General features: G+C 65.7%; 21 protein-coding genes. 9 read left to right on the top strand and 12 right to left on the bottom strand.

Annotated features, from left to right (window positions below):
• Positions 1-128: 128 nt before the first annotated feature.
• Positions 129-659, top strand: coding sequence for an Mpo1-like protein (locus QUV25_RS02515; protein ID WP_300861993.1), 531 nt, complete (start codon positions 129-131; stop codon positions 657-659).
• 9 nt (positions 660-668) lie between these two features.
• On the opposite strand, the gene QUV25_RS02510 is transcribed toward QUV25_RS02515, so the two are convergent.
• The 5 genes from QUV25_RS02510 to QUV25_RS02490 all read right to left on the bottom strand — a co-directional run bounded on the left by QUV25_RS02510 (position 669) and on the right by QUV25_RS02490 (position 4226).
• A complete protein-coding gene (locus QUV25_RS02510; RefSeq protein WP_300861062.1) occupies positions 669-1448 on the bottom strand; it encodes an anti-sigma factor in 780 nt (259 codons plus the stop codon).
• A 10-nt stretch (positions 1449-1458) separates the two neighbouring features.
• The gene (locus QUV25_RS02505; RefSeq protein ID WP_300861060.1) at positions 1459-2031 is read right to left on the bottom strand and encodes a sigma-70 family RNA polymerase sigma factor; all 573 of its coding nucleotides are present in this window, start codon (positions 2029-2031) and stop codon (positions 1459-1461) included.
• Between the two features lie 68 nt (positions 2032-2099).
• The gene (locus QUV25_RS02500; RefSeq protein ID WP_300861058.1) at positions 2100-2771 is read right to left on the bottom strand and encodes a plastocyanin; all 672 of its coding nucleotides are present in this window, start codon (positions 2769-2771) and stop codon (positions 2100-2102) included.
• Positions 2768-3247, bottom strand: a complete 480-nt coding sequence (locus tag QUV25_RS02495; RefSeq protein ID WP_300861057.1) for a group 1 truncated hemoglobin — start codon at positions 3245-3247, stop codon at positions 2768-2770. Before QUV25_RS02495 ends, QUV25_RS02500 begins: the two co-directional genes overlap by 4 nt.
• Before the next feature lie 28 nt (positions 3248-3275).
• Positions 3276-4226, bottom strand: coding sequence for a DUF3034 family protein (locus QUV25_RS02490; RefSeq protein WP_300861056.1), 951 nt, complete (start codon positions 4224-4226; stop codon positions 3276-3278).
• A 261-nt stretch (positions 4227-4487) separates the two neighbouring features.
• Here QUV25_RS02490 and QUV25_RS02485 point away from each other — a divergent pair, with 261 nt between their 5' ends.
• Entirely contained in the window at positions 4488-5087 is a 600-nt protein-coding gene (locus tag QUV25_RS02485) for a ferritin-like domain-containing protein (RefSeq protein ID WP_300861054.1), read from the top strand.
• Positions 5088-5156: 69 nt separating this feature from the next.
• The gene (locus QUV25_RS02480) at positions 5157-5714 is read left to right on the top strand and encodes a DUF3455 domain-containing protein (RefSeq protein WP_300861053.1); all 558 of its coding nucleotides are present in this window, start codon (positions 5157-5159) and stop codon (positions 5712-5714) included.
• A gap of 152 nt (positions 5715-5866) precedes the next feature.
• On the opposite strand, the gene QUV25_RS02475 is transcribed toward QUV25_RS02480, so the two are convergent.
• On the bottom strand, positions 5867-6928 hold the full coding sequence (locus QUV25_RS02475) for a histone deacetylase family protein (protein WP_300861052.1): 1062 nt from the start codon (positions 6926-6928) through the stop codon (positions 5867-5869).
• Between the two features lie 199 nt (positions 6929-7127).
• Between QUV25_RS02475 and QUV25_RS02470 the strand changes: the two genes are divergently transcribed.
• From QUV25_RS02470 to QUV25_RS02460, 3 genes are all read left to right on the top strand, one after another.
• Entirely contained in the window at positions 7128-8345 is a 1218-nt protein-coding gene (locus QUV25_RS02470; RefSeq protein ID WP_300861051.1) for a 6-phosphofructokinase, read from the top strand.
• A 15-nt stretch (positions 8346-8360) separates the two neighbouring features.
• Positions 8361-8759, top strand: a complete 399-nt coding sequence (locus QUV25_RS02465; RefSeq protein ID WP_300861050.1) for a DUF1161 domain-containing protein — start codon at positions 8361-8363, stop codon at positions 8757-8759.
• A gap of 164 nt (positions 8760-8923) precedes the next feature.
• The gene (locus QUV25_RS02460) at positions 8924-9514 is read left to right on the top strand and encodes a hypothetical protein (protein WP_300861048.1); all 591 of its coding nucleotides are present in this window, start codon (positions 8924-8926) and stop codon (positions 9512-9514) included.
• A gap of 25 nt (positions 9515-9539) precedes the next feature.
• On the opposite strand, the gene QUV25_RS02455 is transcribed toward QUV25_RS02460, so the two are convergent.
• Positions 9540-10385: an enoyl-CoA hydratase-related protein gene (locus tag QUV25_RS02455; RefSeq protein ID WP_300861047.1), complete on the bottom strand. Its 846-nt coding sequence runs from the start codon at positions 10383-10385 to the stop codon at positions 9540-9542.
• A 241-nt stretch (positions 10386-10626) separates the two neighbouring features.
• On the opposite strand from QUV25_RS02455, the gene QUV25_RS02450 reads away from it, so the two are divergent.
• Complete coding sequence (locus QUV25_RS02450; protein WP_300861046.1) at positions 10627-12204, top strand: methyl-accepting chemotaxis protein; 1578 nt, start codon at positions 10627-10629, stop codon at positions 12202-12204.
• 1 nt (position 12205) lies between these two features.
• Here QUV25_RS02450 and QUV25_RS02445 read toward each other — a convergent pair whose 3' ends face one another.
• Positions 12206-13414: a DNA polymerase IV gene (locus tag QUV25_RS02445; protein WP_300861990.1), complete on the bottom strand. Its 1209-nt coding sequence runs from the start codon at positions 13412-13414 to the stop codon at positions 12206-12208.
• A gap of 78 nt (positions 13415-13492) precedes the next feature.
• Positions 13493-14929 (bottom strand): phosphatidylserine/phosphatidylglycerophosphate/cardiolipin synthase family protein, encoded by a 1437-nt coding sequence (locus tag QUV25_RS02440; RefSeq protein WP_300861045.1) that lies wholly within the window; start codon positions 14927-14929, stop codon positions 13493-13495.
• Positions 14930-15198: 269 nt separating this feature from the next.
• Between QUV25_RS02440 and QUV25_RS02435 the strand changes: the two genes are divergently transcribed.
• Positions 15199-15924 carry an SIMPL domain-containing protein gene (locus QUV25_RS02435; protein ID WP_300861043.1) on the top strand — a complete coding sequence of 242 codons (726 nt, stop codon included), beginning with the start codon at positions 15199-15201 and terminating at the stop codon, positions 15922-15924.
• 12 nt (positions 15925-15936) lie between these two features.
• Here the strand turns inward: QUV25_RS02435 and QUV25_RS02430 are convergent, their stop codons facing one another.
• From QUV25_RS02430 to QUV25_RS02420, 3 genes are all read right to left on the bottom strand, one after another.
• Positions 15937-16449 (bottom strand): anti-sigma factor, encoded by a 513-nt coding sequence (locus QUV25_RS02430; RefSeq protein ID WP_300861041.1) that lies wholly within the window; start codon positions 16447-16449, stop codon positions 15937-15939.
• A 24-nt stretch (positions 16450-16473) separates the two neighbouring features.
• On the bottom strand, positions 16474-17625 hold the full coding sequence (locus tag QUV25_RS02425) for an alpha-hydroxy acid oxidase (RefSeq protein ID WP_300861039.1): 1152 nt from the start codon (positions 17623-17625) through the stop codon (positions 16474-16476).
• Positions 17626-17741: 116 nt separating this feature from the next.
• Positions 17742-19319: a bifunctional aminoglycoside phosphotransferase/ATP-binding protein gene (locus QUV25_RS02420; RefSeq protein ID WP_300861038.1), complete on the bottom strand. Its 1578-nt coding sequence runs from the start codon at positions 19317-19319 to the stop codon at positions 17742-17744.
• Between the two features lie 120 nt (positions 19320-19439).
• Here QUV25_RS02420 and QUV25_RS02415 point away from each other — a divergent pair, with 120 nt between their 5' ends.
• On the top strand, positions 19440-20963 hold the full coding sequence (locus tag QUV25_RS02415) for an AMP-binding protein (RefSeq protein WP_300861037.1): 1524 nt from the start codon (positions 19440-19442) through the stop codon (positions 20961-20963).

The raw sequence follows: 20963 nt of genomic DNA, 5'->3' as shown, positions 1-20963 counted from the left end.
GTCGGCTGAAGCGGGCGGCGGGAGCACGGATGAGGGTTTTCCAGTAGAGCTTGTGTCGGCAGGCTGACAGACGCGCAGGCAGCGGGCGAGCGACCATCATGCGTCACGAACACCGCTTGTCCAGCATCATGAAAACCCTGACCGACCACCTGTCTCAGTACGCGGCCTACCACCAGGACCCTCGCAACGTCGCGACCCATGTGGTGGGTATCCCGCTCATTGTGCTCGCCATTGCCACGCTGCTGTCGCGCCCGAGCGTGTTGGTCGGCGAGTGGCCGATGTCGATCGCAACCTTGGTCGGCGTGGGCACCATCGTGTTCCACCTGCGGCTCGATCTGCGTTTTGGCGCGGTGATGGCACTGCTGATCGGCGCTGCGCTGTGGACCGGTCAGGTGCTGGCGGTGCAGACCACTGCCGTGTGGCTGAGCGCGGGTCTGGGCATGTTCATCCTTGGCTGGGCGATCCAGTTTCTGGGCCACTGGTACGAAGGCAAGAAGCCCGCTTTCGTCGACGACATCGTGGGTCTGTTTGTGGGACCGCTGTTTCTGGTGGCCGAAGGAGCGTTTGCGCTGGGTATGCGTCGGGAAGTCCAGGCAGCAATTCACGAGCGGCTCCAGGACCAGCCCGCCGCGCGCGCTGCCAGCCTGGCGCGCGCCTGATGGCCGGTCTCAGAGCATTTTCTGAATCAACGCGCCCTTGAACAGCACCGGGCCGGTCGGGCCAGTCTCGCTCGGCACACCGCCCTTGGGTTCCAGACTGATCGCCAGGGCGGGCACTTCGCGCACGTCGGCCTCGCCGGCAGTCAGCTGCAACAGCCGTTCCTGGCTCAGCACACCCAGTGAGCGCGGACCGCCCGAAGGTGGCAAGGCCCAGAGCTGCAGCGACTTGTCGGCGGCCTCCTGAAAACCTCCTACCCGTTGCAGCGTGAGCTTGTTGTTCTTCGGATCGAAGGTCACCAGCATGGAGGCGCTGGCCTGATCGTCGTTCAGCACCGCCACATACTCCACCGCGGGCGTGCTCGCCAGGCGCGCCTGCAGCTCGCCGATCTGTGACCCGAGGTCATCGCGCAGGCCCACGGCGGTCACCACCGCGAGCACCGTGGCCAGCGCGCCGGCCGCACTGGCGCTGCGCCACAGCGCCAGGTTGCGCCACCAGCCCCGTGTTTCGGGCCTGGACGGCTCGACGCGCGCTGCGGCCATGGTCGCGATGTCCTGATCGGCACGCACCAGGTTGTCGATGCGTGACCAGACCGCAGCAGCCGGCTCGTGCGGCGTCTGCAGCTCGTTCATGCCGGCCACGCGGCCTTGCCAGACCAGCGCGGCGGCGCGCACCACAGGCTGCTGGCGCGCCAGGGTTTCAAAGCGGCGCCGTGCGCCGCCGCGCAGCGTGCCCAGTGCGTAGGCACTGGCCAGCCTGTCCATGAGTTCGGGGTGTTGGCTGAGGTTCATGGCTGACACCTCACGCGAAGCGCGCCATGCAGGTGCGCAACTGGTCCAGGCCGCGCCGGATCCAGGTCTTCACTGTGCCCAGCGGCAGTTTGAGCTGCTGGGCCAGCTCGCCGTGGCTGAGGTCGCGCAGGTAAGCCAGGCTCACCACCTCGCGCTGCTTGTTGTCCAACTGGCTCAGGCACTTTTGCAGCGCGCGGGCTTGCTGGCTGGCCAGGCTGGTGTCCATCGGGTTGGGTGAGTCGCCTTCGAGCGTTTCGGCCATGGCCTCGTCGATCTCGTCGGTCAGGTGTTCGCGCTCGGTCTTGCGCTTGCGCAAGAGGTCGAGCGAGCGGCTGCGCACCATCAGGCCGAGCCAGGCCATCGGCGGGCTCAGCGAGGCGCGGTAGTCAGGAGCAGTGCGCCAGACTTGCAGAAAGGTGTCTTGCAGCGCGTCTTCGGCCCATTCGTGGCTGCGCACCACCCGCAGGGCCAGACCGTAGAGCTTGCCCGAGGTCAATCCGTACAAGGTCTTGAGGGCGGTCTGGTCTTGCGCGGCCACGCGTTCGATCAAGGCCATCAGCTCAGCGTCTTGGATGTCTGCCATGGCTGCATTGTGCGACAGCTCGCACACGGGGCTTGTCGATGCTGTGTGCCCGGTGCGCGGCGCCTCCATCAGGACCGCCGCCGGCGCGGCTGGATGCGCGTTTCCAGGCTCACTGCGGTGACCGGTGTGACGGTGATCGCCGTGGGTACCGCGTCCAGCAGCTGGTCGGCGTGCCAGACCCGCAGGCGAGCGGCGCCTTCGGGCACGTCGGGCAGGGTGGCCACGCCCTGGGCGTTGGTCTTCACCGCCCAGGGCGTGTCGGTGACGTAGATGCTGCCGCGCATGGAGCCGTGCAAGTGGCAGCCCAGCTGCATCGGGCCAGGCCGGTCGAGCGTGAGCGTGCTGCTTTCGGCGGCCTTGCCCTCGGCCTTACCGCCCAAGCGCAGCTCGAAGCCTCCCGTGGCCGTGCCAGCGAGCGCCGCCAGGCCGGCGGGCAGGCCTCGCACATGGTGCTCCCAGCGGTCGAGGTTGGTGAAGGTGATCCGCGAGCCCGCTGGCACCAGGCTGAGGGCGGGCACAAACTGCATCTTCTGCTGGGCGATCACCGCATCGACGGGAGTCGGTGCCTTGGGGCGGGAGACACTGTCCATCGGCTCCAGGATCACGACCGCGTCGGACAGGGGCTGGCCATCTCGCGCGAGCACGGTCACTTGCAGGGTGGCGGCCGGTGCGGCGCCAGCAGCCAATAGGCAGAGGGCCAGCGCGAAGGCCCATGGTCGGGTGCGGGCAGACGGGTTCATCGCGTGTTCGCCACGTCGCGGTGCATCGGGGCGAGCAAGGCCAGCATCTGGTTTTGTCGCTGGAAGGTAATGCCGCGCGCGTCCATGCTTTGCTGCAGCACCTCGACCAGCGCGCTGAAGTGGCTGCGCTTCACGTCCATGTTGGCGTGTGCCTCTTTCATGTCGGGACCCTGGTAGATGCAGGGCCCGCCGGACAACTGGCAAAGCTGGTCGGTCAGTGACTTCGCCAGGTTGTCCAAGTTGGTCTCCTTGAACTGGTCACCGATACGGGCATCGGCGCGCAGCCGTTTTACGAAGTCGTCCATCAGCGAGCGGATGCCCGCCTGTTCACCAAAGGCCTTGTACAGACCCGCAGCGGGTGCGACCGGATAAGCCGAGGCGGGTGAGGGCGTCGGCGCACTCATGGCCTGGGCGATGGCGTGACCACTGGCCATGGCCGTGGCGGTGAGGGTGATGGCAAGAAGCAGTTGTTTCATGGTGGTGGGAAAAAAATGGACAGGAGGGTCAGAACGCGAGCTGGGCCGAGAGGTAGGCGCCGGATTGTTTGCGCTGGTTGGTGGTGGCCGGCACGATGCGGCCGAGATCGACGTAGGCGAGGACCAGCGACAGGTTCTTGCTCGGCGCCCATGCGATGAACAGGTCTTTCCAGTCGTCGGCCGCCAGGCCATCGCCCAGGCCAGCGACGTTGCCGGCGCGCTGCAGCCGGTTGGGCATGGCGCGGTACTCGAAGCCGACTGCGAGGTTCTTGCGCAGCAGCCAGGCCACCGACAGCTCGGGCTGCACGCGGTAGCCGTTTTCCGAGCCGCCGAGCGTGGCACCGAAACCGAGCAGGCCGTTCTGGTTGGCGTTGGTGGCGCGCAGCGTCCCGTTGACCAGAATGCCTTGCGCGAGAAAGAGTTTGCTTGCACTCACATACAGATCGGTCCCGCTGCGTTTTGCGCCCAGCGCGGCCAGCGTGCCGTCCAGGCCGCTGGACTGCAGGCGTTTGTGTTGTGCACCGATGGCGATCTGCGGCATGAGCGTGTCGCTGTCGAGCACGGCATCGCCAGCCAGTCGCAGCTTGGCGCCAAAGACGTTCTGGCGCAGGTGCAGGCCGGGGAGACCGAGCAGGGTGCCGGTGATGCCGGTGTTGAAGTCCTGGCGGGCCACGGACAGCTCGACGCGGTCCTGGATGCCCACCGCGGCGCCCACCACGCTCAGACCGTAGTCGCGGGTGACTGCGCGGCTCACGAAGGCGGAGGCGCCGGTTTCGCCCTCGGCGGCCTGGGTACCGATCACGGCCCAGGGGGACAGGCCGCCGCCGGCCGCCCCTTCAATGGTGGAGACACCGCCGGTGAGCAGCAGTTTGCCGGTGTCGGCATGGGCTGGTAGGGCCGCGGCCAGGAAGCCAGACGCTGCGAGTAGGACCAGAGAGGATGCCCGTCGGTGGGGTAGAGAGGTGTGGGTCTTGGACATGGCGAAAGGAGTTCGAGAGGAGTGAAAGGGTGGAGGTGTGAGGGGTGGACCGGTGAGCGGCCAGTGCAGAACCTTCTGACCGGCTCACCCACTACGGGCGAGGGGGCTCACTGGATTCACTCGCGCTCAATTCCCGGTTTGAGATGGGGGTTTTCTGAATCCGGGTCGGGGATCGCTGCGTACCCAGGGTGTCGGCCACGCCAAAGCCTGCGCCGGCATCTGCTTCACCCCTTCGACTTCCCTCGATCCACAGGAAACCCCATGAACCTCACTGCTTCTACCCGTTCGAACCTCATCGCCGTGCCCGCCTCGCGCCGCAATTTCCTGCGCGCTGGCGGCGCCCTGTCTGCCACCGCCGTGGCTTTGCTTGCTGGCCGCGAAGCGCTGGCCGCCGGTGCAAAGGGCGACATGAGCCAGGACGTGTCCATCCTCAACGTGGCGCTCGGCCTGGAGCACGAGGCCATCAACGCCTACCAGCTCGGCGCTGGAAGCGGCCTGCTGCAAAAGCCGGCGCTCGACATCGCGGTGCAGTTCCAGGGTCACCACAAGGCGCACCGCGACGCGCTCATCGCCACCATCCAGAAGCTGGGCGGCCAGCCGGTGGCCGAGCAGAAGATCGAGGCCTATGCGCAGTCGCTCAACGCCGCGTCGCTGAAGAGCCAGGCCGACGTGTTGAGCCTGGCCGCTCGCCTGGAGCTGGGTGCGACCAATGCCTACCTGGGTGTGATCCCAGCGTTTGGCAACCGCGAGCTGGCGCAGGTCGCAGCTCGACTGGCCGCTGACGAAACCATGCACTTCACCATCCTGAACAACGCGCTGGGCCGGCAGCTGCCCGCGGGTGCGCTGTCGTTTGGCGCCTGAGCGTTGCACCGCGCGATCCTTTTCCCACCGCCCAGCCTTTCCGTTTCCGTTCAAGCCAGGAGAATTTTCATGATCATCAAAACCACGCTCGCCACCGCTGCCCTGGTGGCCCTGTCCGCCTGCGCTTCCAGCATGAGCGCCGGGCCCATGTCGGGCATGGCATCTGCTCAGGACGGCCTGCCCGACACCATGAAGGTACCCGCTGGCCAAAAGGTGGCCCTGGAGACCGTGGGTGTCGGCCAGATCACCTACGAATGCCGTGCTAAGAAGGACATGGCCGGTCAGTTCGAATGGGTCTTTGCCGGCCCCGACGCCCGGCTGCTCGACCGCAGCGGTAAGCCGGTGGGCAAGTACTACGGTCCGCCCGCGACCTGGGAAGCCATGGACGGCTCCAAGATCACCGGCAAGCAACTGGCGGTGGCGCCGGGCGGCGCGGGCAACATCCCGCTGCAGCTGGTGCAGGCCAGTCCGGCCATGGGCGCGGGCGCCATGAGCGGCACGACCTACATCCAGCGCCTGAAAACACGAGGCGGCGTGGCACCGGGCAGCGCCTGCGCAGCCACCAACATGGGTGCGAAGCAGATCGTGAACTACCAGGCCGACTACATCTTCTGGAAAGCGGTCTGATCAGGCAGTGCCCTCCGCGCCATTTCGCATCACCAACCCCTCAAGGGCGGCCGCACTGGCGTGCTGGCAAAGCGGGCCCGATGGCGTCTGTGGGTGTGCATTGAATCGGGCTCGGGGGGCTTGCGCTGAAGCCATGCAGAACATAGGCCCCTTCAGGCGGCGCGCTCAAATCCTTCGAGCAGGTTGACTGCGTTCACGCCCACCGCGTCCACTGCGTAACCGCCCTCGAAGGTGAAGACGGTGGGCAGGCCGGCGCTGGCCAGCGCTTCGCCGACGGCGAGGTAGTCCTCTGTCTTGAGCGTGAAGCCCGAGATCGGATCGCCTTCAAAGGTGTCCAGGCCCATGGGCACCACAAGGGCGCCGGCACCAAAGTCCTTCACCGCTTGCAGCCCCTGATCGAGCGCGGCGCGCCAGGCGGCAAAGCCGGTGCCGCGGGGCAGCGGCAGGTTGAGGTTGAAGCCCGTGCCCGGGCCAGCGCCCCGTTCATCGGCATGACCGAGGAAAAAAGGGTACTCGGTCATGGGGTCACCGTGGACAGAGACGGTGAGCACATCGGCGCGTTCGTAAAAGATGGTTTGCGTGCCGTTGCCATGGTGGTAGTCCACGTCGAGCACCGCCACGCGCGACTCGCCGCCATCCACTAAAGCCTGTGCGGCTATGGCGGCGTTGTTCAGAAAGCAGTAGCCGCCCAAGAAGTCGGGGCCGGCATGGTGGCCCGGTGGACGGGTGAGGGCAAACGCCGAGCGCGCACCGCCCAACACCTCGCGCGCCGCCGCCACCGCACAGGCTGCGCCCCCGCGCGCGGCCATCCAGGTACCTGCCATCAGGGGCGAACCGGCGTCAAAGGCAAACAGACCCAGGCGAGCTGCGAAATTGGTGGGCAGGACGTCGGCACGGAAGGCGTGCTGGTTGCTCAAGGGCCAGACCGAAGGCAAGACGTCGCGCTGCGCGTTCGCTGGATCCATCGCCACCCAATGGTCCCAGGCGCTGGCCAGAAAGTCTGTGTAGCGCTGGGTGTGCACGCGGGCGATCGCGGCTTCCAGTTCGGTGTCAGCGACCATTGGGATCTCCAGCGCGCCCAGCGGCCGGCGCTGCAGCTCATTCAGCACGAAGTCGAGCCGTGCAGGCACTTCGTGGCAGGGCACCAGACGCCCTCGGAACATTTCCTGCTGGCCTTGGTGCAGCGCTTGGTGGGGGTTGTGGAAGGTCTTCATGGACAAGAGTGTCGCACCGGCATGAGAGGGGCGTTGTCCAGGGTTTCGATGAGGCTCTCGCGCCCCACTTGTTTTGAGCAGTAGACCGATTCGGTACCGTCCTGGTGCTAGGCGTGCGCCGCGGTTTCGGACGTGACCGTTGAAGGGTGGGTGCAATTGGGCTCACACTTGGCCAACCAGCATTGAAGGAGTCCGTTCCATGTCATCCGGAAAAATCCTCGTCGCCCAGGGTGGCGGCCCCACCGCCGTCATCAACCAGTCCATGGTGGGCGTGGCGCTGGAGGCGCGGCGCTTTCGCAACGTGAGGCTGGTCTACGGCGCGCGCCATGGCGTGCGCGGCATCGTGGATGAGGACTTTGTCGACCTCACCCAGGAGACCAGCCACAACCTGGAGGCGGTGGCGAGCACGCCGTCGTCCGCGCTGGGCTCCACACGCGACAAGCCCGACCTGAAATATTGCCAGGAAATCTTCAAGGTGTTGCGCGCGCACGAGATCGAGCACTTCTTCTACATCGGCGGTAACGACTCTTCAGACACGGTGCGCATCGTGAGCGAAGAAGCGCACAAGGCCAACTACCCGCTGCGCAGCATCCACATTCCCAAAACGATCGACAACGACCTGGTGGGCAGCGACCACACACCGGGCTTTCCCTCAGCAGCGCGTTTCGTGGCCCAGGCCTTTGCTGGCGCCAACCTCGACAACGCGGCGCTGCCGGGCGTGTATGTGGGCGTGGTCATGGGGCGGCACGCGGGTTTTCTCACGGCAGCGTCGGCGCTGGGCAAGAAGTTTGACGACGATGGTCCGCATCTGATTTACATGCCCGAGCGGGTGTTCGACATCCCGACCTTCCTGGCCGACGTGAAAGCGGTGTACGAGCGCCATGGGCGCTGCGTGATCGCGGTGAGCGAGGGCATCCACGATGCGTCGGGCCAGCCCATCATCACGCAGCTGGCAAAAGACATCGAAAAGGATGCGCATGGCAATGTGCAGCTTTCCGGCACAGGTGCCCTGGCCGATCTGCTGTGCGAAGAGATCAAGCTCAAGCTCGGCATCAAACGTGTGCGCGGCGACACCTTTGGCTACCTGCAGCGCAGCTTCATCGGCTGCGTGAGCGATGTGGACCAGCGCGAAGCGCGTGAAGTGGGTGAGAAGGCGGTTCAGTACGCGATGTGGGGCAAAGTGGACGGCTCGGTGGCGATCAAGCGCACAGGTTTTTATTCGGCCGACTACGAGCTGCTGCCGCTCTCCGCAGTCGCGGGCAAGACGCGCGTGATGGAAGACGAGTTCATAGCGGCGAACGGCACCGACGTGACGGACGCCTTTCGCCTGTACTTGCGTCCGCTGCTGGGTTCGCGCATGCCCGACGCCTTCCGGCTTCGGCCCAATGCGGTGCCCAAGGTGCTCAAGCCTCGGTGAAACTACACTGAGCCCATGTTGTTTCGATACCGCATCCTGCCTGTCTTGGTGTTGCTCGCCCAGGTCGGCGCAGCCCATGCCGACAACTGCGAGCCGATCCGCGCCAGGATCGAAGCCCAGATCCGCGACGCTGGCGTGGCGCGCTTCAGCGTGACCGTGGTGCCGAACGACATGCCGGTCACAGGCGAGGTGGTCGGCTCGTGTGGCAACGGGAAGCAGAAGATCGTCTACACGCGCGGCGTTGGCGCGGACGTGCCAGCGATCCCCTCGCCTCTCACCGCCCAGCCTGCCCCAGTGGGCAGCCCGCCGCAGGTGCGACCGGTGCGGCGGCCCACGCCCGAGACCGAGATCCTGACCGAGTGCAGGGATGGTTCGGTGTCGCGCGGCGGGAGCTGTCCGTCGGCAGCGCGCTGAAGACCTGATGGCATGTGTGGCGGCCTGGCGGTCGCCGGGATGATGACGCAAAGCCCAGTTGCGTGGCTTCATCTGAAGCGCCGCGTCGGGGTCGTGCCTTAAGGGATTCCTAAGGGTTTGGGCGTCCACTGAATGCCCATTTGGCCCCAGCTTGAGGAACCCCCGTGAACCACGACATCCTGCCCTCGTTCCACTTCCCTGCCGGCACCCGTTTTGCCCAGTCGAAACCAACGACCGCAGAGAGCGTCACCCTGGCCTCGCCAGCGCTGTCGGTCATGACCGACCTTGCGTTGGTGCGTGCGGCGACGGTGCGGCCAGAAGAGTCGCTCCTGATGGCGCGCGAGCACATGATCCACCAGGGCGTGCGCTTGCTGTTCGTGGTGAGCGAAATGCCGTGTGTGGACGGGCTCATCACCACCCTCGACCTGGACGGCGAGCGGCCGATGCAGGTGATTGCGCGACGAGGGGTGCTTTACGACGATCTGGTGGTGGGCGATGTGATGTCGCCGCTGAGCTCGCTCGACGCGGTGGGCATGGAGCAGCTGCGCCATGCCACGGTGGCCAAGGTGATCGCCACCATCCGGCACCTGGGTCGGCGTCACATGCTGGTGGTCGATCATGGGCAGGACGGGCAGACCCCGGTGCTGCGCGGGGTGATTTCGCAGGCGCAGATCGAGCGCCAGCTCGGGCATCCAATCGACGTGGTCGAGCACGCTCACAACTTCGCTGAGATCAGCGCATCGCTGTCGAGGTGAATCGCTTCATGCAGTCAGTTCGTGCCTAACCGGCGTCGAGTTCCTTGAACGACTGCAGCTTGGCCAGTGAGGTGAACTGGCCAGCACGCTTGTCTTTCAAGGCCACGATGGATTCGCGCACATGCTGGTTGCTCCAGATCGCACCCTGCAGCCAGCCCATCTGGCGCAGGCTGTCCTCCACCGAGTGGTCCCGTGCGTAGGTCACAGCCTGTTTGGTGCCCCAGATCGCGATCGGGGGCTTGCTGGCGATCTCTTTGGCGCATTGCAGCGCGGCGCTCAGCATCGCTTCAGGCGTTTCGAACACCTCGTTGACCAGGCCATAAGCCAGCGCCCTGCTCGCGGGCAACCGGCGCCCGGTGTAGGCGAGTTCCTTCACCACCGCGAACGGGATCAGCTTGGGCAGGCGCTGCAGCGTACCCACGTCGGCCACCATGCCGATGTTGATTTCCTGGATGCAGAAAAAGGCGTCGGCCGTGGCGTAGCGGATGCAGGCCGCGGTGACCATGTCGACCGCGCCGCCGATGCATCCGCCCTGGATGGCGCAGATGACCGGGATGCGCAGGGCCTCGATCTTGCTGAACGTGGACTGCATGTCGGTGAGCATGTCGAACATCGCTGCTCGGCCCTCGGGGCTCTGGTCGTCCATGGCGATGGCGCCAGCAAACGTCTCGAGCGCCATGCCGGCGCTGAAGTGCTTGCCGGTGCTGCTGATGACCAGCGCGCGCGCCGAGCCATTGCGGTGCAGCTCGCTCAGGATGTCGTCGAGCTCGCGCCAGAAGGTCGGGTGCATGGTGTTCATCGCCTCGGGGCGGTTGAGCACCAGATGGGCCACCTGATCGGTGGAATCGAGGGTGAAACACGTGGGGGTCATGGCAAGGCTTTCAGGATCGTGACGATTCGGGGGATGCGACCATTGTGTTCAAGATCGCGCGTCGCGATCTGTCTCATTCGCGCCAATAGATTCTTGCTATCTACTTGATTCATCAAGTTTTGACGGGTGAGGTCGAAGCAGGGTGAGTGCCGTGACGCGAAGCCGTCAGGGCACTTCCAAGCGTCGAGATCATGGGGGTCCCGTGCGTTCCGATCCTTTCAAATTGTTCACGGATTCCAACATGACTTTCTTCAGTTCCATGACGGTGGCCAAGCGCCTTTACCTGGGCTTCGGCCTGATGCTGGCGATTCTGATGGGGGTGGCCCTGGTGGCCATTGCCAAGGTCTCGGCCATCAACGGCGCGCTGCAAGCCAACAGCGGCGAACACGCTGCCCTGCAGCGCCACGCCATCAATTTCCGTGGCTCGGCGCACGATCGCGCGATCGCCGTGCGCGACGTGGTGCTCAGCGCTTCCAGCGCCGACCGAGCGAAGGAGGTCGCCACCATCGAAGCGTTGGCTGGGTTCTACGCCAAGTCCGCCGGCCCGCTGGAGGCCCTGGTGCAGAAGTCGGCCGATGTGGCCGAACTGAACGTGCTGTACGGTGCAATCAAAGACATTGAAAACCAGTCTGTTGCCACCACCCAGGCGGTGATTGCCAAGGTGGAGGCGAGCGACAACGCGGGAGCCCAGGCGCAGCTGTGGAACGAAGCCAAGCCGCAGTACGTGGCCTGGCTCGGCGCCATCAACAAACTCATCGACTATGAAGAGTCGCGTATTCAGGCCATGAACAGCGTCGCCATGGATCAGGCGAGCAGCTTTCTCTACGTGATGATGGCGGCCCTTGCGGGCGCACTCGGCTGCGGCATGGTGCTGGCGTGGATCATCTCCCGCAGCCTGGTTCAGCAACTGGGTGCCGAGCCAGCCGAGCTCGGACAGGTGGCGCAGCGCGTGTCACAGGGTGATCTGAGTCCGGTGCTTGGTGCCAGCGGTGCGCCCGCGGGCAGTGTGCTGGCATCGCTGGGCGCGATGCAGGCCAGCTTGGCGAACGTGGTTGGGCAGGTGCGAAATGCCTCCGACTCCATCGCGACCGGTTCGTCGGAAATTGCCAGTGGCAATGCCGATCTTTCGTCGCGCACCGAGCTTCAGGCCAGCAGTCTGCAGCAGGCTTCGAACGCCATGGCGCAAATGAACAACACGGTGCAAGGCAACGCCGACACCGCGCGCCAGGCCGCCCAGCTGGCCGGCGCAGCGAGCGGTGCCGCGGTCAAGGGCGGTGAGGTGGTGGGGCAGGTGGTGGCGACCATGGACGACATCACGACCAGCTCGCGCAAGATCGGCGACATCATTGGTGTGATTGATGGCATCGCTTTTCAGACCAACATCCTGGCGCTCAACGCGGCGGTCGAAGCCGCTCGCGCCGGCGAGCAAGGCCGGGGCTTTGCGGTGGTGGCGGGCGAGGTGCGCAGCCTGGCCCAGCGCAGCGCCGAGGCCGCCAAGGAAATCAAGGCGCTGATCGGTGCCAGCGTCGACAAGGTCGAGGCGGGATCGCGCCTGGTGAGCGACGCGGGCCGTGCCATGGAAGACATCGTCAGCCAGGTGCGTCGCGTGTCCGATCTGATCAACGAAATCAGTGCGTCAACCATCGAACAGACCGAGGGCATTGGTCATGTCAGCGAGTCGGTGACCTCACTGGATCACAGCACGCAGCAAAACGCCGCGCTGGTTGAGCAGAGTGCTGCCGCTGCGGCGAGCCTGGAACAGCAGGCCGCCAGGCTGACCGACGTGGTCAAAACCTTCCGCCTGGCCCACAGCAGCTGAATCAGAACAGCCACGCGTTGAGCGTCTGCTGCTCAGCGTCCGGATCTGCCTCGCTGGCCTGACCCTCAGCAGCAGCCCCTGGCTTGACCAGTTTGCCCACGCGCACGCCCAGCAGGCGGATGCGCCGGCTCAGGTCCACCCGTTTCAGGCACAGCCCGGCCTGGCGCCGTATGGTGGCTGCATCGGCGGTGAAGCTGTCGATGGTGATGTCTCGCGTGACGCTCTGAAAATTGTCGTAGCGCAGCTTGATGCCAATCGTTTTGCCCGCGTAGCCTTTGCGCTGCAGGTCGGCAGCGACCTGTTCGCACAGGCGGGTAAAGATGGCGCCCAGCTCGTCGCGGTCGCGCACCGCGTGCAGGTCGCGTTCGAAGGTGGTTTCCCGGCTCATGCTGACCGGCTCGCTCTCGGTCACCACCGGGCGCTCGTCGCGGCCCCAGCTCACCTCATGCAACCAGGCGCCGTAGCTTTTGCCAAAGTGCTCGATCAGCCAGCCGCGCTCGCGCTCGGCGAGCTCGCCAATGGTATGGATGCCGTGGCTTTGCAGGCGGGCGTCGGCCTTGGGCCCCACGCCGTTGATCTTGCGGCAGGGCAGCGGCCAGATCAGCGTCTGCAAGTCCTCAGGCATCACGATGCTGATGCCGTTGGGTTTGTTGAATTCACTCGCCATCTTGGCGATCAGCTTGTTGGGCGCAACCCCGATCGAGCAGGTGATGCCAGTGGCCTGAAATATGCCGCGCTGGATCAGTCGCGCCAGTGCCCTGCCGTTTTCGCGCTGGCCACCCGGTACCTCGGTGAAGTCGATGTAGACCTCGTCGATGCCGCGGTCCTCCATGACAGGCGCGATTTCGGTGATGGTGCTCTTGAACAGGCGCGAGATGCGGCGCACCTCGTCGAAATCGACCGGCAACAAAATGGCCTGCGGGCAGAGTTTGGCGGCCTTCATCAACCCCATCGCCGAGCCGACGCCAAACTGCCGAGCCGCGTAGGTGGCGGTGGTGGCCACGCCGCGACCGGTGTAGCCAGCCAGGCGGGGAAAAAAGTCGACCGGTATGCGGTCCAGTGTGGTCTCGCTCCAGTCGCGCTCGGGGTAGGTCTGGCGCAGCTGCGCCAGCAGGTCGTCGGCGCGCCGCCGGCCGCCGCCGATCACCACCGGCAGGCCCTTGAGCTGCGGGTAACGCAGCAGCTCGACCGACGCAAAAAACGCGTCCATGTCCAGGTGGGCGATGCGCCGGGGCGGGTGTTCAAGGGTGGCCACGGCACAAGCATACGGCCAGGCCAAGCGCATGGCCTAGAGCAGGAAATCCAGCCAGTCCGAGAGAGGTGCGGTCAAGCGCATGAGTCGCAAGCTGGTGGCGTCGGCATCGCCCATGAGCGCCTCCATGCCACCGGGCGAGGGGCCACCGATCACCGCCTTCGAGTTGGCGATGCGCGTCTGCATGCTGACCTTCATGGCGCTTGCCAAGTCGGGGTTGCCGCGGCAGATCACAATCAGCTCTGAGTTCAGGTTGGCTGAACGTGGGTCGATGTTGTAGGTGCCCACGATCACGGTGTCCTCGTCAAAAACAGCGCGCTTGGCGTGCACACCCCAGCGCTGCGACGACCCGGGCCGGTGATGGATGCCCGCGCCTTGGTACGCCCAGGCTTGCAGGCCCGGCAGTTGCAACTGCTCTAGGTGACTGGCCAGGTGCGAGACGGTGTAGAACGCATCGGTGGAGTGCAGGCTGTTGGTGAGAAAGCGCAGCTGCACGCCGCGCGCCAGCACGCTGCGAACCACATCCACCCCGTCGTCGAGCAAAACCAGGTAGGGGGTTTCAACCGTGATCTCGCGCTGCGCCTCCAGCGCGAGCTTGCTCACCGCCGTGAACACCTTGCGCCGCTCCACGCCCGAGCCTGGGTAGTCGGTGATGAACTCCATGTCGTTGCAGGTGGAACTCCTGAGATCGGACTGGTGCTGTGCCAGTTCGCGCGACAGCTCGGTCTCGGTGAGACTGAGCTCGGCGAGCAGATCTTGAGTGGCCGGGGCACTATCGGGCAGTGTGTTGGGGTGGGTGACCCATGCCGAGTTCCAGTAGAGATCAAAGCTGTCGGTGATGGCGCCTGCGATCGGGCCTTGAAGCGCAAGATCACTGTCGAGAAAGTTGTAGTGCGGCGAGAGATCAAAGTACTCGTCGCCGATGTTGCGCCCGCCGACGATGGCGCGATCGCGGTCGGCCACCAGCAGCTTGCGGTGGGTGCGGTGCTGGGCTGCAAAAATGCGCTGAATGCCCGCGGTGTTGTAGTAGCGCACCTGCACCCCAGCGGCCTCCAGCGTTTTCACATACTGCGGCGCCAGCTTGAAAACTGGCATGGCGAAATCCACAAGCATGCGCACCTGCACACCCTGCTGCGCCTTGCGAGCAAGCGCCTGGGTGAGCAAGCGACTGGAGGTGTCGATCTGGTAGATGAAAAACTCGAGTTCAATGCTTTTCTGCGCCGACTCGATCAGCCGCAGGCGCTCGGCCAGAGAATCGAAGCCCACATCGAGCAGTGCCACGCGGTGCGGCGCCTTTGAACGCGCTGCAATTGCTTCGCTCTCCGGGGCTTTTCCCAGCCATTGGCGTTCGGTGGCTTCTTGAATGCCCAGAAACACCAGAGCAAAGACCAGTGGAATGCCCACCAACACCACCGCCAGGCCGATGCCCAGCCATTTGAACAGCCGCCTCACCAGCCCACTTTTGACAGCCATGCTTGCCTCTCCACCCCGCATTTTTGCGATGCGCGCAAGGGTACTCGAAAGGCGGGTCGGTTGTTGTCGGTTGGAGCGCTGGCCTCGGCAGACATCGCTTGATCCGCGTGGCCCGCTCTGCGCAGCAAAGCACAGCACAGCGAAGGGATAGCACCCTCGCTTAGGGTTGCCAGCTTGTCACGAGCAGGTCCACCCGAGGGGGCTAAACTCCCCTCACAACGCGGCGTGTTCGCTGGCAGCAGCGCCGCCCAGACCGGGAGCACTCCACCATGAACCACATCGCCCGTTTTCTCACCGCCCTGCTGGTTGCCGCGGGCATCGCCATCGCCGGCTTTGCCGTCAGCCAGGGCCTGGAGCGCTTTCGCATGGCCGACCGCTCGGTCACCGTCAAAGGCCTGGCCGAGAAGGATGTGGAGAGCGACTTCGCCATCTGGACGCTGAGCTTTCGTCGCGCGGGCGCTGAGTTCAGTGGCGTGCAGCAGGCCCTGGCTGCCGACCGAGAAAAGGTGCTGACGTTTTTGAAGGCGCGCGGCTTTACCGATGCGGAACTGGAGGCGCGGCCGTTGCAGGTGCAAGACCTGCTGGCGCGCGAGTACGCGCAAGGCAATGTTCCGTTCCGCTTCAACGGCACTGGCCAGGTGCTGGTGAAGTCGGCCCGGGTGGCTGAGGTGGAGCAAGCCGCGCTGGCGGTGGACCCGCTGATCCAGCAGGGCATTCAGCTCGGTGGTGAGAACGAGGGTGGGCGCAGTGGCCCGCGCTTTCAGCTGCGCGGCTTCAACGACGTGAAAGCCCCGCTGCTGGCGGAAGCTACCCGCAACGCGCGCGAGCAGGCCGAGAAGTTCGCTGCCGAAGCCGGCGCCCAGCTCGGCCCGCTGAAGAACGCCAATCAGGGTGTGATCCGCATCACGGGCGATGACGGCAACGACTTTGATGACGGCAGCTCACGCGGCAAGCGGCTGCGGGTGGTGAGCACGTTCGAATACGAGCTGCGCTGAGACCCCTGCTGCTCAGATCGATTTCTGCACCCACCAGCCCTTGAACAGCCAGGGCAGACTGGGGCCGGCGCCGGCGGGTACGCCACCCTTGTTTTCGGCGCTGATCGCGAGTTGCGTCACGTGCTTGAGGTCTGTCTCGGCCACCGGCATTTCCAGCGTCTGGTACTTGCTGGTGATCACGCCGAGCGAGCGCGGGGCATCTTCACCAGCCAGGGCCCAGAGCTGCATGCTGTCTTCACGCCCTTCGCGCACTTCATTGAGCCGCTGCAGCAACAGCTTGCCCTGTTGCGGGTCGTGCGTGACCAGCATGGCGGGCCGTTGTTGATCATCCAAGAGCACCGCCACCTGCCGCACCTGCGGTACCTGGACCAGCCGACCCTGCAGGTGGGTGATCTGGGCTTTGAGTTGCTCGGTCATGCTGGCGCTGGTGGCCCAGCCCAGCAGCAGGGCGATCAACAGCAGGATGGACAGGGCGCGCCACCACGGGCTGACGCGGCGATCGCGGGGAACAGAGGTCTCGGTCATCGGGGGCAGGTCAGGGGCAAAGCATCAGGTTGGGTAGGTACCGGGGAGGAGTATGCCTTTGTCCACCGTGCGGATGTCGGTGTGGCCGCAAAACGCCATGGTCACGTCCAGCTCCTTGTGGATGATCTGCAGCGCTTTCAACACGCCTTCTTCCCCCATGGCGCCCAGGCCGTAAACCATGGCGCGCCCGATCATGGTGCCGCGCGCGCCTAGAGCCCAGGCCTTGAGCACGTCTTGGCCGCTGCGGATGCCGCCGTCCATCCAGACCTCGATCTGATCGCCCACCGCAGCCACGATGGCGGGCAGCGCATCGATGCTGCTGGGCGCGCCGTCGAGCTGGCGGCCGCCGTGGTTGCTGACCACGATGGCATCGGCCCCGCTGGCCACAGCCAGCTTGGCGTCTTCCACGTCCATGATGCCCTTGAGAATGAATTTACCGCCCCACTGCTGCTTCACCCAGGCCACGTCTTCCCATGACAGGCGGGGGTCGAACTGTTCGTTGGTCCAGGAGGCGAGCGAGGCCATGTCGCTCACGCCTTTGACGTGGCCGACCAGGTTGCGGAAGGTGTGTCGGCGCGTGCCCATCATGCCCAGCACCCAGCGCGGCTTGGTGGCAATGTCGACCATGTTGCCGAGCGACGGGATCACCGACGCGCGCATCTTGTTTTTCAGGTCTTTGTGGCGCTGGCCAATCACCTGCAGGTCAAGCGTGAGCACCAGCGCGCTGCACTTGGCGACCTTGCAGCGCTCGATCATGCGCGCCATCGCTTCGCGGTCACGCATCATGTAGAGCTGGAACCAGAACGGCGCCGTGGTGTGCTCGGCCACGTCTTCAATCGAGCAGATGCTCATGGTCGAGAGCGTGAAAGGAATGCCGAAGCGCTCGGCCGCTTTTGCTGCCTTGATTTCTCCGTCTGCGCTTTGCATGCCGGTCAAACCCACGGGCGCAATGCACACCGGCATCTTCACGGCCTGTCCAACCATCTCGGTGGCGGTGCTGCGGTTTTCCATGTTGACCGCCACGCGCTGGCGCAGCTTGATCTTCTGGAAGTCTTCGCTGTTGGCGCGGTAGGTGCCCTCCGTCCAGGAGCCGGAATCGGCGTAGTCGTAAAACATGCGCGGCACGCGCTTTTTCGCCAGGACGCGCAGGTCTTCAACGGTGGTGATCACGGACATGGTGGCTTGTCTCCGGGGGTGTTGGAATGTGTCGATCTGCGACGATGTTAGCGAGAGCCGGCGCCGCTGGCTTGTGAAACCCCGCCGAAGGGGTTTGAAATTTCTTGGTGTCGCCGTCAGTCTGGCGTGGGCCAGCATTGGGCGCGCTCGGCCTCGTTCAGCGGTTCGACCCAGCCCAGCTGTTGTTCCAGGACGCTCAGCGTGGCCTCAGAGGCATCGCCGCCACTCGCCTGGCGCGCGGCGATGCGCTCGCGCAGCACGGCGACCGAGGCCTCGGGTGCGAGGATGTGAAACGGACATGCGATGGACTGGGCCAGCGCTGCGAAAGCCTGGCGCTCGGCGTGGCGCAGAAAGGCCGCATCCACCAGCACCGTCCAGCCTTCGCCCAGCAGCATGCGCGCCCGCGAGAGCAGCGAAGCGTAGGTCTCGCCATGGGCCTGGGCACTGTAGAGGCCGGCGTTCAGCCCTGAGCCGCTGCTGGCCAGCGCGCTCAAACCATGCAGGCGTTTGCGTTCCACGTCCGAGCGCAGGCGGATCACGCGACCGCTGGGCTCGGCCTGCAGCCAGCGGCTCGATGCCCAGGTTTTGCCGCTGCCCGAAAGGCCGTGGGTGATGAGGAGTTGCGGTCTGGGCGGGTGGGCCATGTCCTGCATCAGTGCCAGGTAGCGGCGCGCTTCGGCCAGGCTGGCGTTGGCTTCGGGCGAAGCACCGGCGCCGCCCAGCTGCCCCAGGCGGATCGCCGCCACCTTGGCGCGCACGCCGGCGCGGTAGCAGGCGAAGAAGGTCCACACGGTGGGCGCCGACACATCGCCGCTGGCATCGAGCCAGTCGCTCAGCAGCTGGTTCGCCAGCCCGGGTTGGCCGTGGTTCAACAAGTCCATCCAGGCAAAAGCCATGTCGTTGGCCACATCGATCCAGCGCAGCTCGTCGTTGAATTCGATGGCGTCAAACGGCAGCACTGCGCCGTTGATCAGCACCGCGTTGGCCAGGTGCAGATCGCCATGGCCCTCGCGCACCCGACCCTTCTGGCGGCGGCGCGAGAGCAGCGGCTCGATGGCGCTGAATCGCTGCTCGGTCCAGGCCGACAGCGCCTCCAGCAGGGCGGCATCGGCCGGATCGACAAGCGCAGTGCGCAGTGTGCTGAAGTTGTCTCTTGGCCAGCGCATGGCGGCTGCAGCATGGCCCCAGCGGCTCTCGGCGCCGGCGGTGGCGACGCCGGCCTGGAACGCCGCCATGCGCCGCGCCAGCGTGGTGATGTGAGCTGCCGCGAGCGCGCCGCGCTGGCACAGGTGGTCCAGGCGGGCTGCTTCGTCAAAACGGCGCATCTGCACCGCGAACTCGATGGCGCGGGCGTCGTCTGAGCTGCCCGGCTCGCCCCAGCGCGGCTGGCTGGGCGTGCCCACGATGGGCCGCACGCCCAGGTACAGATGGGTGGCGGGCTGGTCGGGCAACTGGAAGCGCCGGTTCACCCGGATCTCGGTCTCGCAGGCCCGATGGCGCAGCGCCAGGGTGCTGAAATCCATGAAGGCAAAGCGCACCGGCTTCTTGATCTTGTAGGCAAACTCGCCCGCTAGCAGCACCCAGGCGCCGTGCGTCTCGACCAGCTCCACCTGGTCCACCGGGTCTGGCTGCAGCCCGGCGTAGCGACCCGGGTCCAGCAGGGCGTCGATCAGGGGAGGCAGCGCGTCGGTCATGCCGCTCACTGTAGTGGGGCACACCCCCAAGCAGCCTGACGACCGTCAGCGACAGCGGCCGGACCTGTGAAAATCAGGTCACAGTAGCTCAAGTGATCGACACCGCCCGACGGAGACCCCATGAACCTCGCCCACCTGCTGGAGCGCGCCGCGCAGCAGCACCGCGCACGGCCTGCTCTTTTCAGCGGCAGCCAGTGTGTGGCCACTCACGGCCTGTGGGCAGAGCGCGCTGCGCGAGTGGGTGCGCATTTTCTGACCGCCGGTCTGGTGCCGGGTGACCGCGTCGCGCTCTTCATGCGCAACCACCCGCGTTACCTGGAGCTGCTGTTTGGCGCTTGGTGGGTCGGGCTGGTGGTGGTGCCGGTCAATGCCAAGCTGCACCCTAAAGAGGTGCAGTGGATCGTGGACAACGCCCAGGCGCGCTGGGCTTTCGTGACCGGCGACGTGCTGCCCGACCCCGAAGCGCTGACGGGGCTGGACGGCGTGATCGATGCCGACTCACCCGCCTGCACCGCCTGGCTGGAAAACGGCGCGGGTCTGCCCGCCGTGGCCGAGCGAGCGCCTACCGACACCGCCTGGCTGTTCTACACCAGCGGCACCACCGGCCGCCCCAAGGGCGTGATGATCACGCACCGCAATCTGATGACCATGGGGCTGACCTACTTCAACGACGTCGATCAGGTCGATCCACAAGATGCCATCGTCTACGCCGCGCCCATGTCGCACGGCGCCGGTCTCTACGCCATTCCCCACCTCATGGCAGGCGCGCGCCATGTGGTGCCGGCCTCGGGTGGATTTGATGCGGCCGAACTGTTCGACCTCGGCCGGCAGATCGGGCCGCTCTCGCTCTTTGCCGCGCCCACCATCGTCAATCGCATCGTGGACGAGGCCGAGGCGCAGGGCCTCACGTCCGAGCAGTGCGGCCAAAGCTTCAAGACCATCGTCTACGGCGGCGCGCCCATGTACGCCGCCGACATCCGCCGCGCGCTGCGCACCATGGGCCCGCGCTTCGTGCAGATCTACGGCCAGGGCGAAAGCCCCATGACCGGCACCGCCCTCGGCCGTGCCCAACTGGTTGACACCGCGCACCCGCGCTTTGAAGCGCGCATCGCCTCCGTCGGTGTGGCGCAGACGCCCGTGCGCATCCGCGTCGCGGGGCAGGACGGCCTGCCACTGCCTGTGGGCGAGGTGGGCGAAGTGCTGATCCAGGGCGACAGCGTCATGGCCGGCTACTGGCGCAACCCCGAGGCCACCGCCGCCGCCATCCGCAACGGCTGGCTCTGGACAGGCGATATGGGTGCGCTCGACGTCGACGGCTTCCTGACCCTCAAGGACCGCAGCAAGGACCTGATCATCAGCGGCGGCAGCAACATCTACCCGCGCGAGGTGGAAGAGGTGTTGCTGCACGCCCCCGGCGTGGCCGAGGTGGCCGTGGTCGGCGCGCCCGATGCCGAGTGGGGCGAAATCGTCGTGGCCTTCGTGGTGCCACAGCCCGGTGCGGAACTGGATGCGAAGACACTCGACGCCTTCTGCCTGGACCAGATCGCCCGCTTCAAGCGGCCCAAACGCTACGAATTAGTCGAGGCGCTGCCCAAGAACAACTATGGGAAGGTGTTGAAGACGGTGTTGCGGGAGCGGGTCTGA

This window comes from Hydrogenophaga sp. (assembly GCF_030373245.1).
GTDB lineage: Bacteria > Pseudomonadota > Gammaproteobacteria > Burkholderiales > Burkholderiaceae_C > Hydrogenophaga.
The sequence above is the reverse complement of the archived record's forward strand: the minus strand, read 5'-3'. Positions and strand labels throughout refer to the sequence as shown.

Bases quoted from the DNA above. Each gene is read 5' to 3' on its own strand.
- QUV25_RS02515 (WP_300861993.1), top strand. From the start codon at position 129: ATGAAAACCCTGACCGACCACCTGTCTCAGTACGCGGCCTACCACCAG.
- QUV25_RS02510 (WP_300861062.1), bottom strand. From the start codon at position 1,448: ATGAACCTCAGCCAACACCCCGAACTCATGGACAGGCTGGCCAGTGCC.
- QUV25_RS02505 (WP_300861060.1), bottom strand. From the start codon at position 2,031: ATGGCAGACATCCAAGACGCTGAGCTGATGGCCTTGATCGAACGCGTG.
- QUV25_RS02500 (WP_300861058.1), bottom strand. From the start codon at position 2,771: ATGAACCCGTCTGCCCGCACCCGACCATGGGCCTTCGCGCTGGCCCTC.
- QUV25_RS02495 (WP_300861057.1), bottom strand. From the start codon at position 3,247: ATGAAACAACTGCTTCTTGCCATCACCCTCACCGCCACGGCCATGGCC.
- QUV25_RS02490 (WP_300861056.1), bottom strand. From the start codon at position 4,226: ATGTCCAAGACCCACACCTCTCTACCCCACCGACGGGCATCCTCTCTG.
- QUV25_RS02485 (WP_300861054.1), top strand. From the start codon at position 4,488: ATGAACCTCACTGCTTCTACCCGTTCGAACCTCATCGCCGTGCCCGCC.
- QUV25_RS02480 (WP_300861053.1), top strand. From the start codon at position 5,157: ATGATCATCAAAACCACGCTCGCCACCGCTGCCCTGGTGGCCCTGTCC.
- QUV25_RS02475 (WP_300861052.1), bottom strand. From the start codon at position 6,928: ATGAAGACCTTCCACAACCCCCACCAAGCGCTGCACCAAGGCCAGCAG.
- QUV25_RS02470 (WP_300861051.1), top strand. From the start codon at position 7,128: ATGTCATCCGGAAAAATCCTCGTCGCCCAGGGTGGCGGCCCCACCGCC.
- QUV25_RS02465 (WP_300861050.1), top strand. From the start codon at position 8,361: ATGTTGTTTCGATACCGCATCCTGCCTGTCTTGGTGTTGCTCGCCCAG.
- QUV25_RS02455 (WP_300861047.1), bottom strand. From the start codon at position 10,385: ATGACCCCCACGTGTTTCACCCTCGATTCCACCGATCAGGTGGCCCAT.
- QUV25_RS02450 (WP_300861046.1), top strand. From the start codon at position 10,627: ATGACTTTCTTCAGTTCCATGACGGTGGCCAAGCGCCTTTACCTGGGC.
- QUV25_RS02445 (WP_300861990.1), bottom strand. From the start codon at position 13,414: ATGGACGCGTTTTTTGCGTCGGTCGAGCTGCTGCGTTACCCGCAGCTC.
- QUV25_RS02440 (WP_300861045.1), bottom strand. From the start codon at position 14,929: ATGGCTGTCAAAAGTGGGCTGGTGAGGCGGCTGTTCAAATGGCTGGGC.
- QUV25_RS02435 (WP_300861043.1), top strand. From the start codon at position 15,199: ATGAACCACATCGCCCGTTTTCTCACCGCCCTGCTGGTTGCCGCGGGC.
- QUV25_RS02430 (WP_300861041.1), bottom strand. From the start codon at position 16,449: ATGACCGAGACCTCTGTTCCCCGCGATCGCCGCGTCAGCCCGTGGTGG.
- QUV25_RS02425 (WP_300861039.1), bottom strand. From the start codon at position 17,625: ATGTCCGTGATCACCACCGTTGAAGACCTGCGCGTCCTGGCGAAAAAG.
- QUV25_RS02420 (WP_300861038.1), bottom strand. From the start codon at position 19,319: ATGACCGACGCGCTGCCTCCCCTGATCGACGCCCTGCTGGACCCGGGT.
- QUV25_RS02415 (WP_300861037.1), top strand. From the start codon at position 19,440: ATGAACCTCGCCCACCTGCTGGAGCGCGCCGCGCAGCAGCACCGCGCA.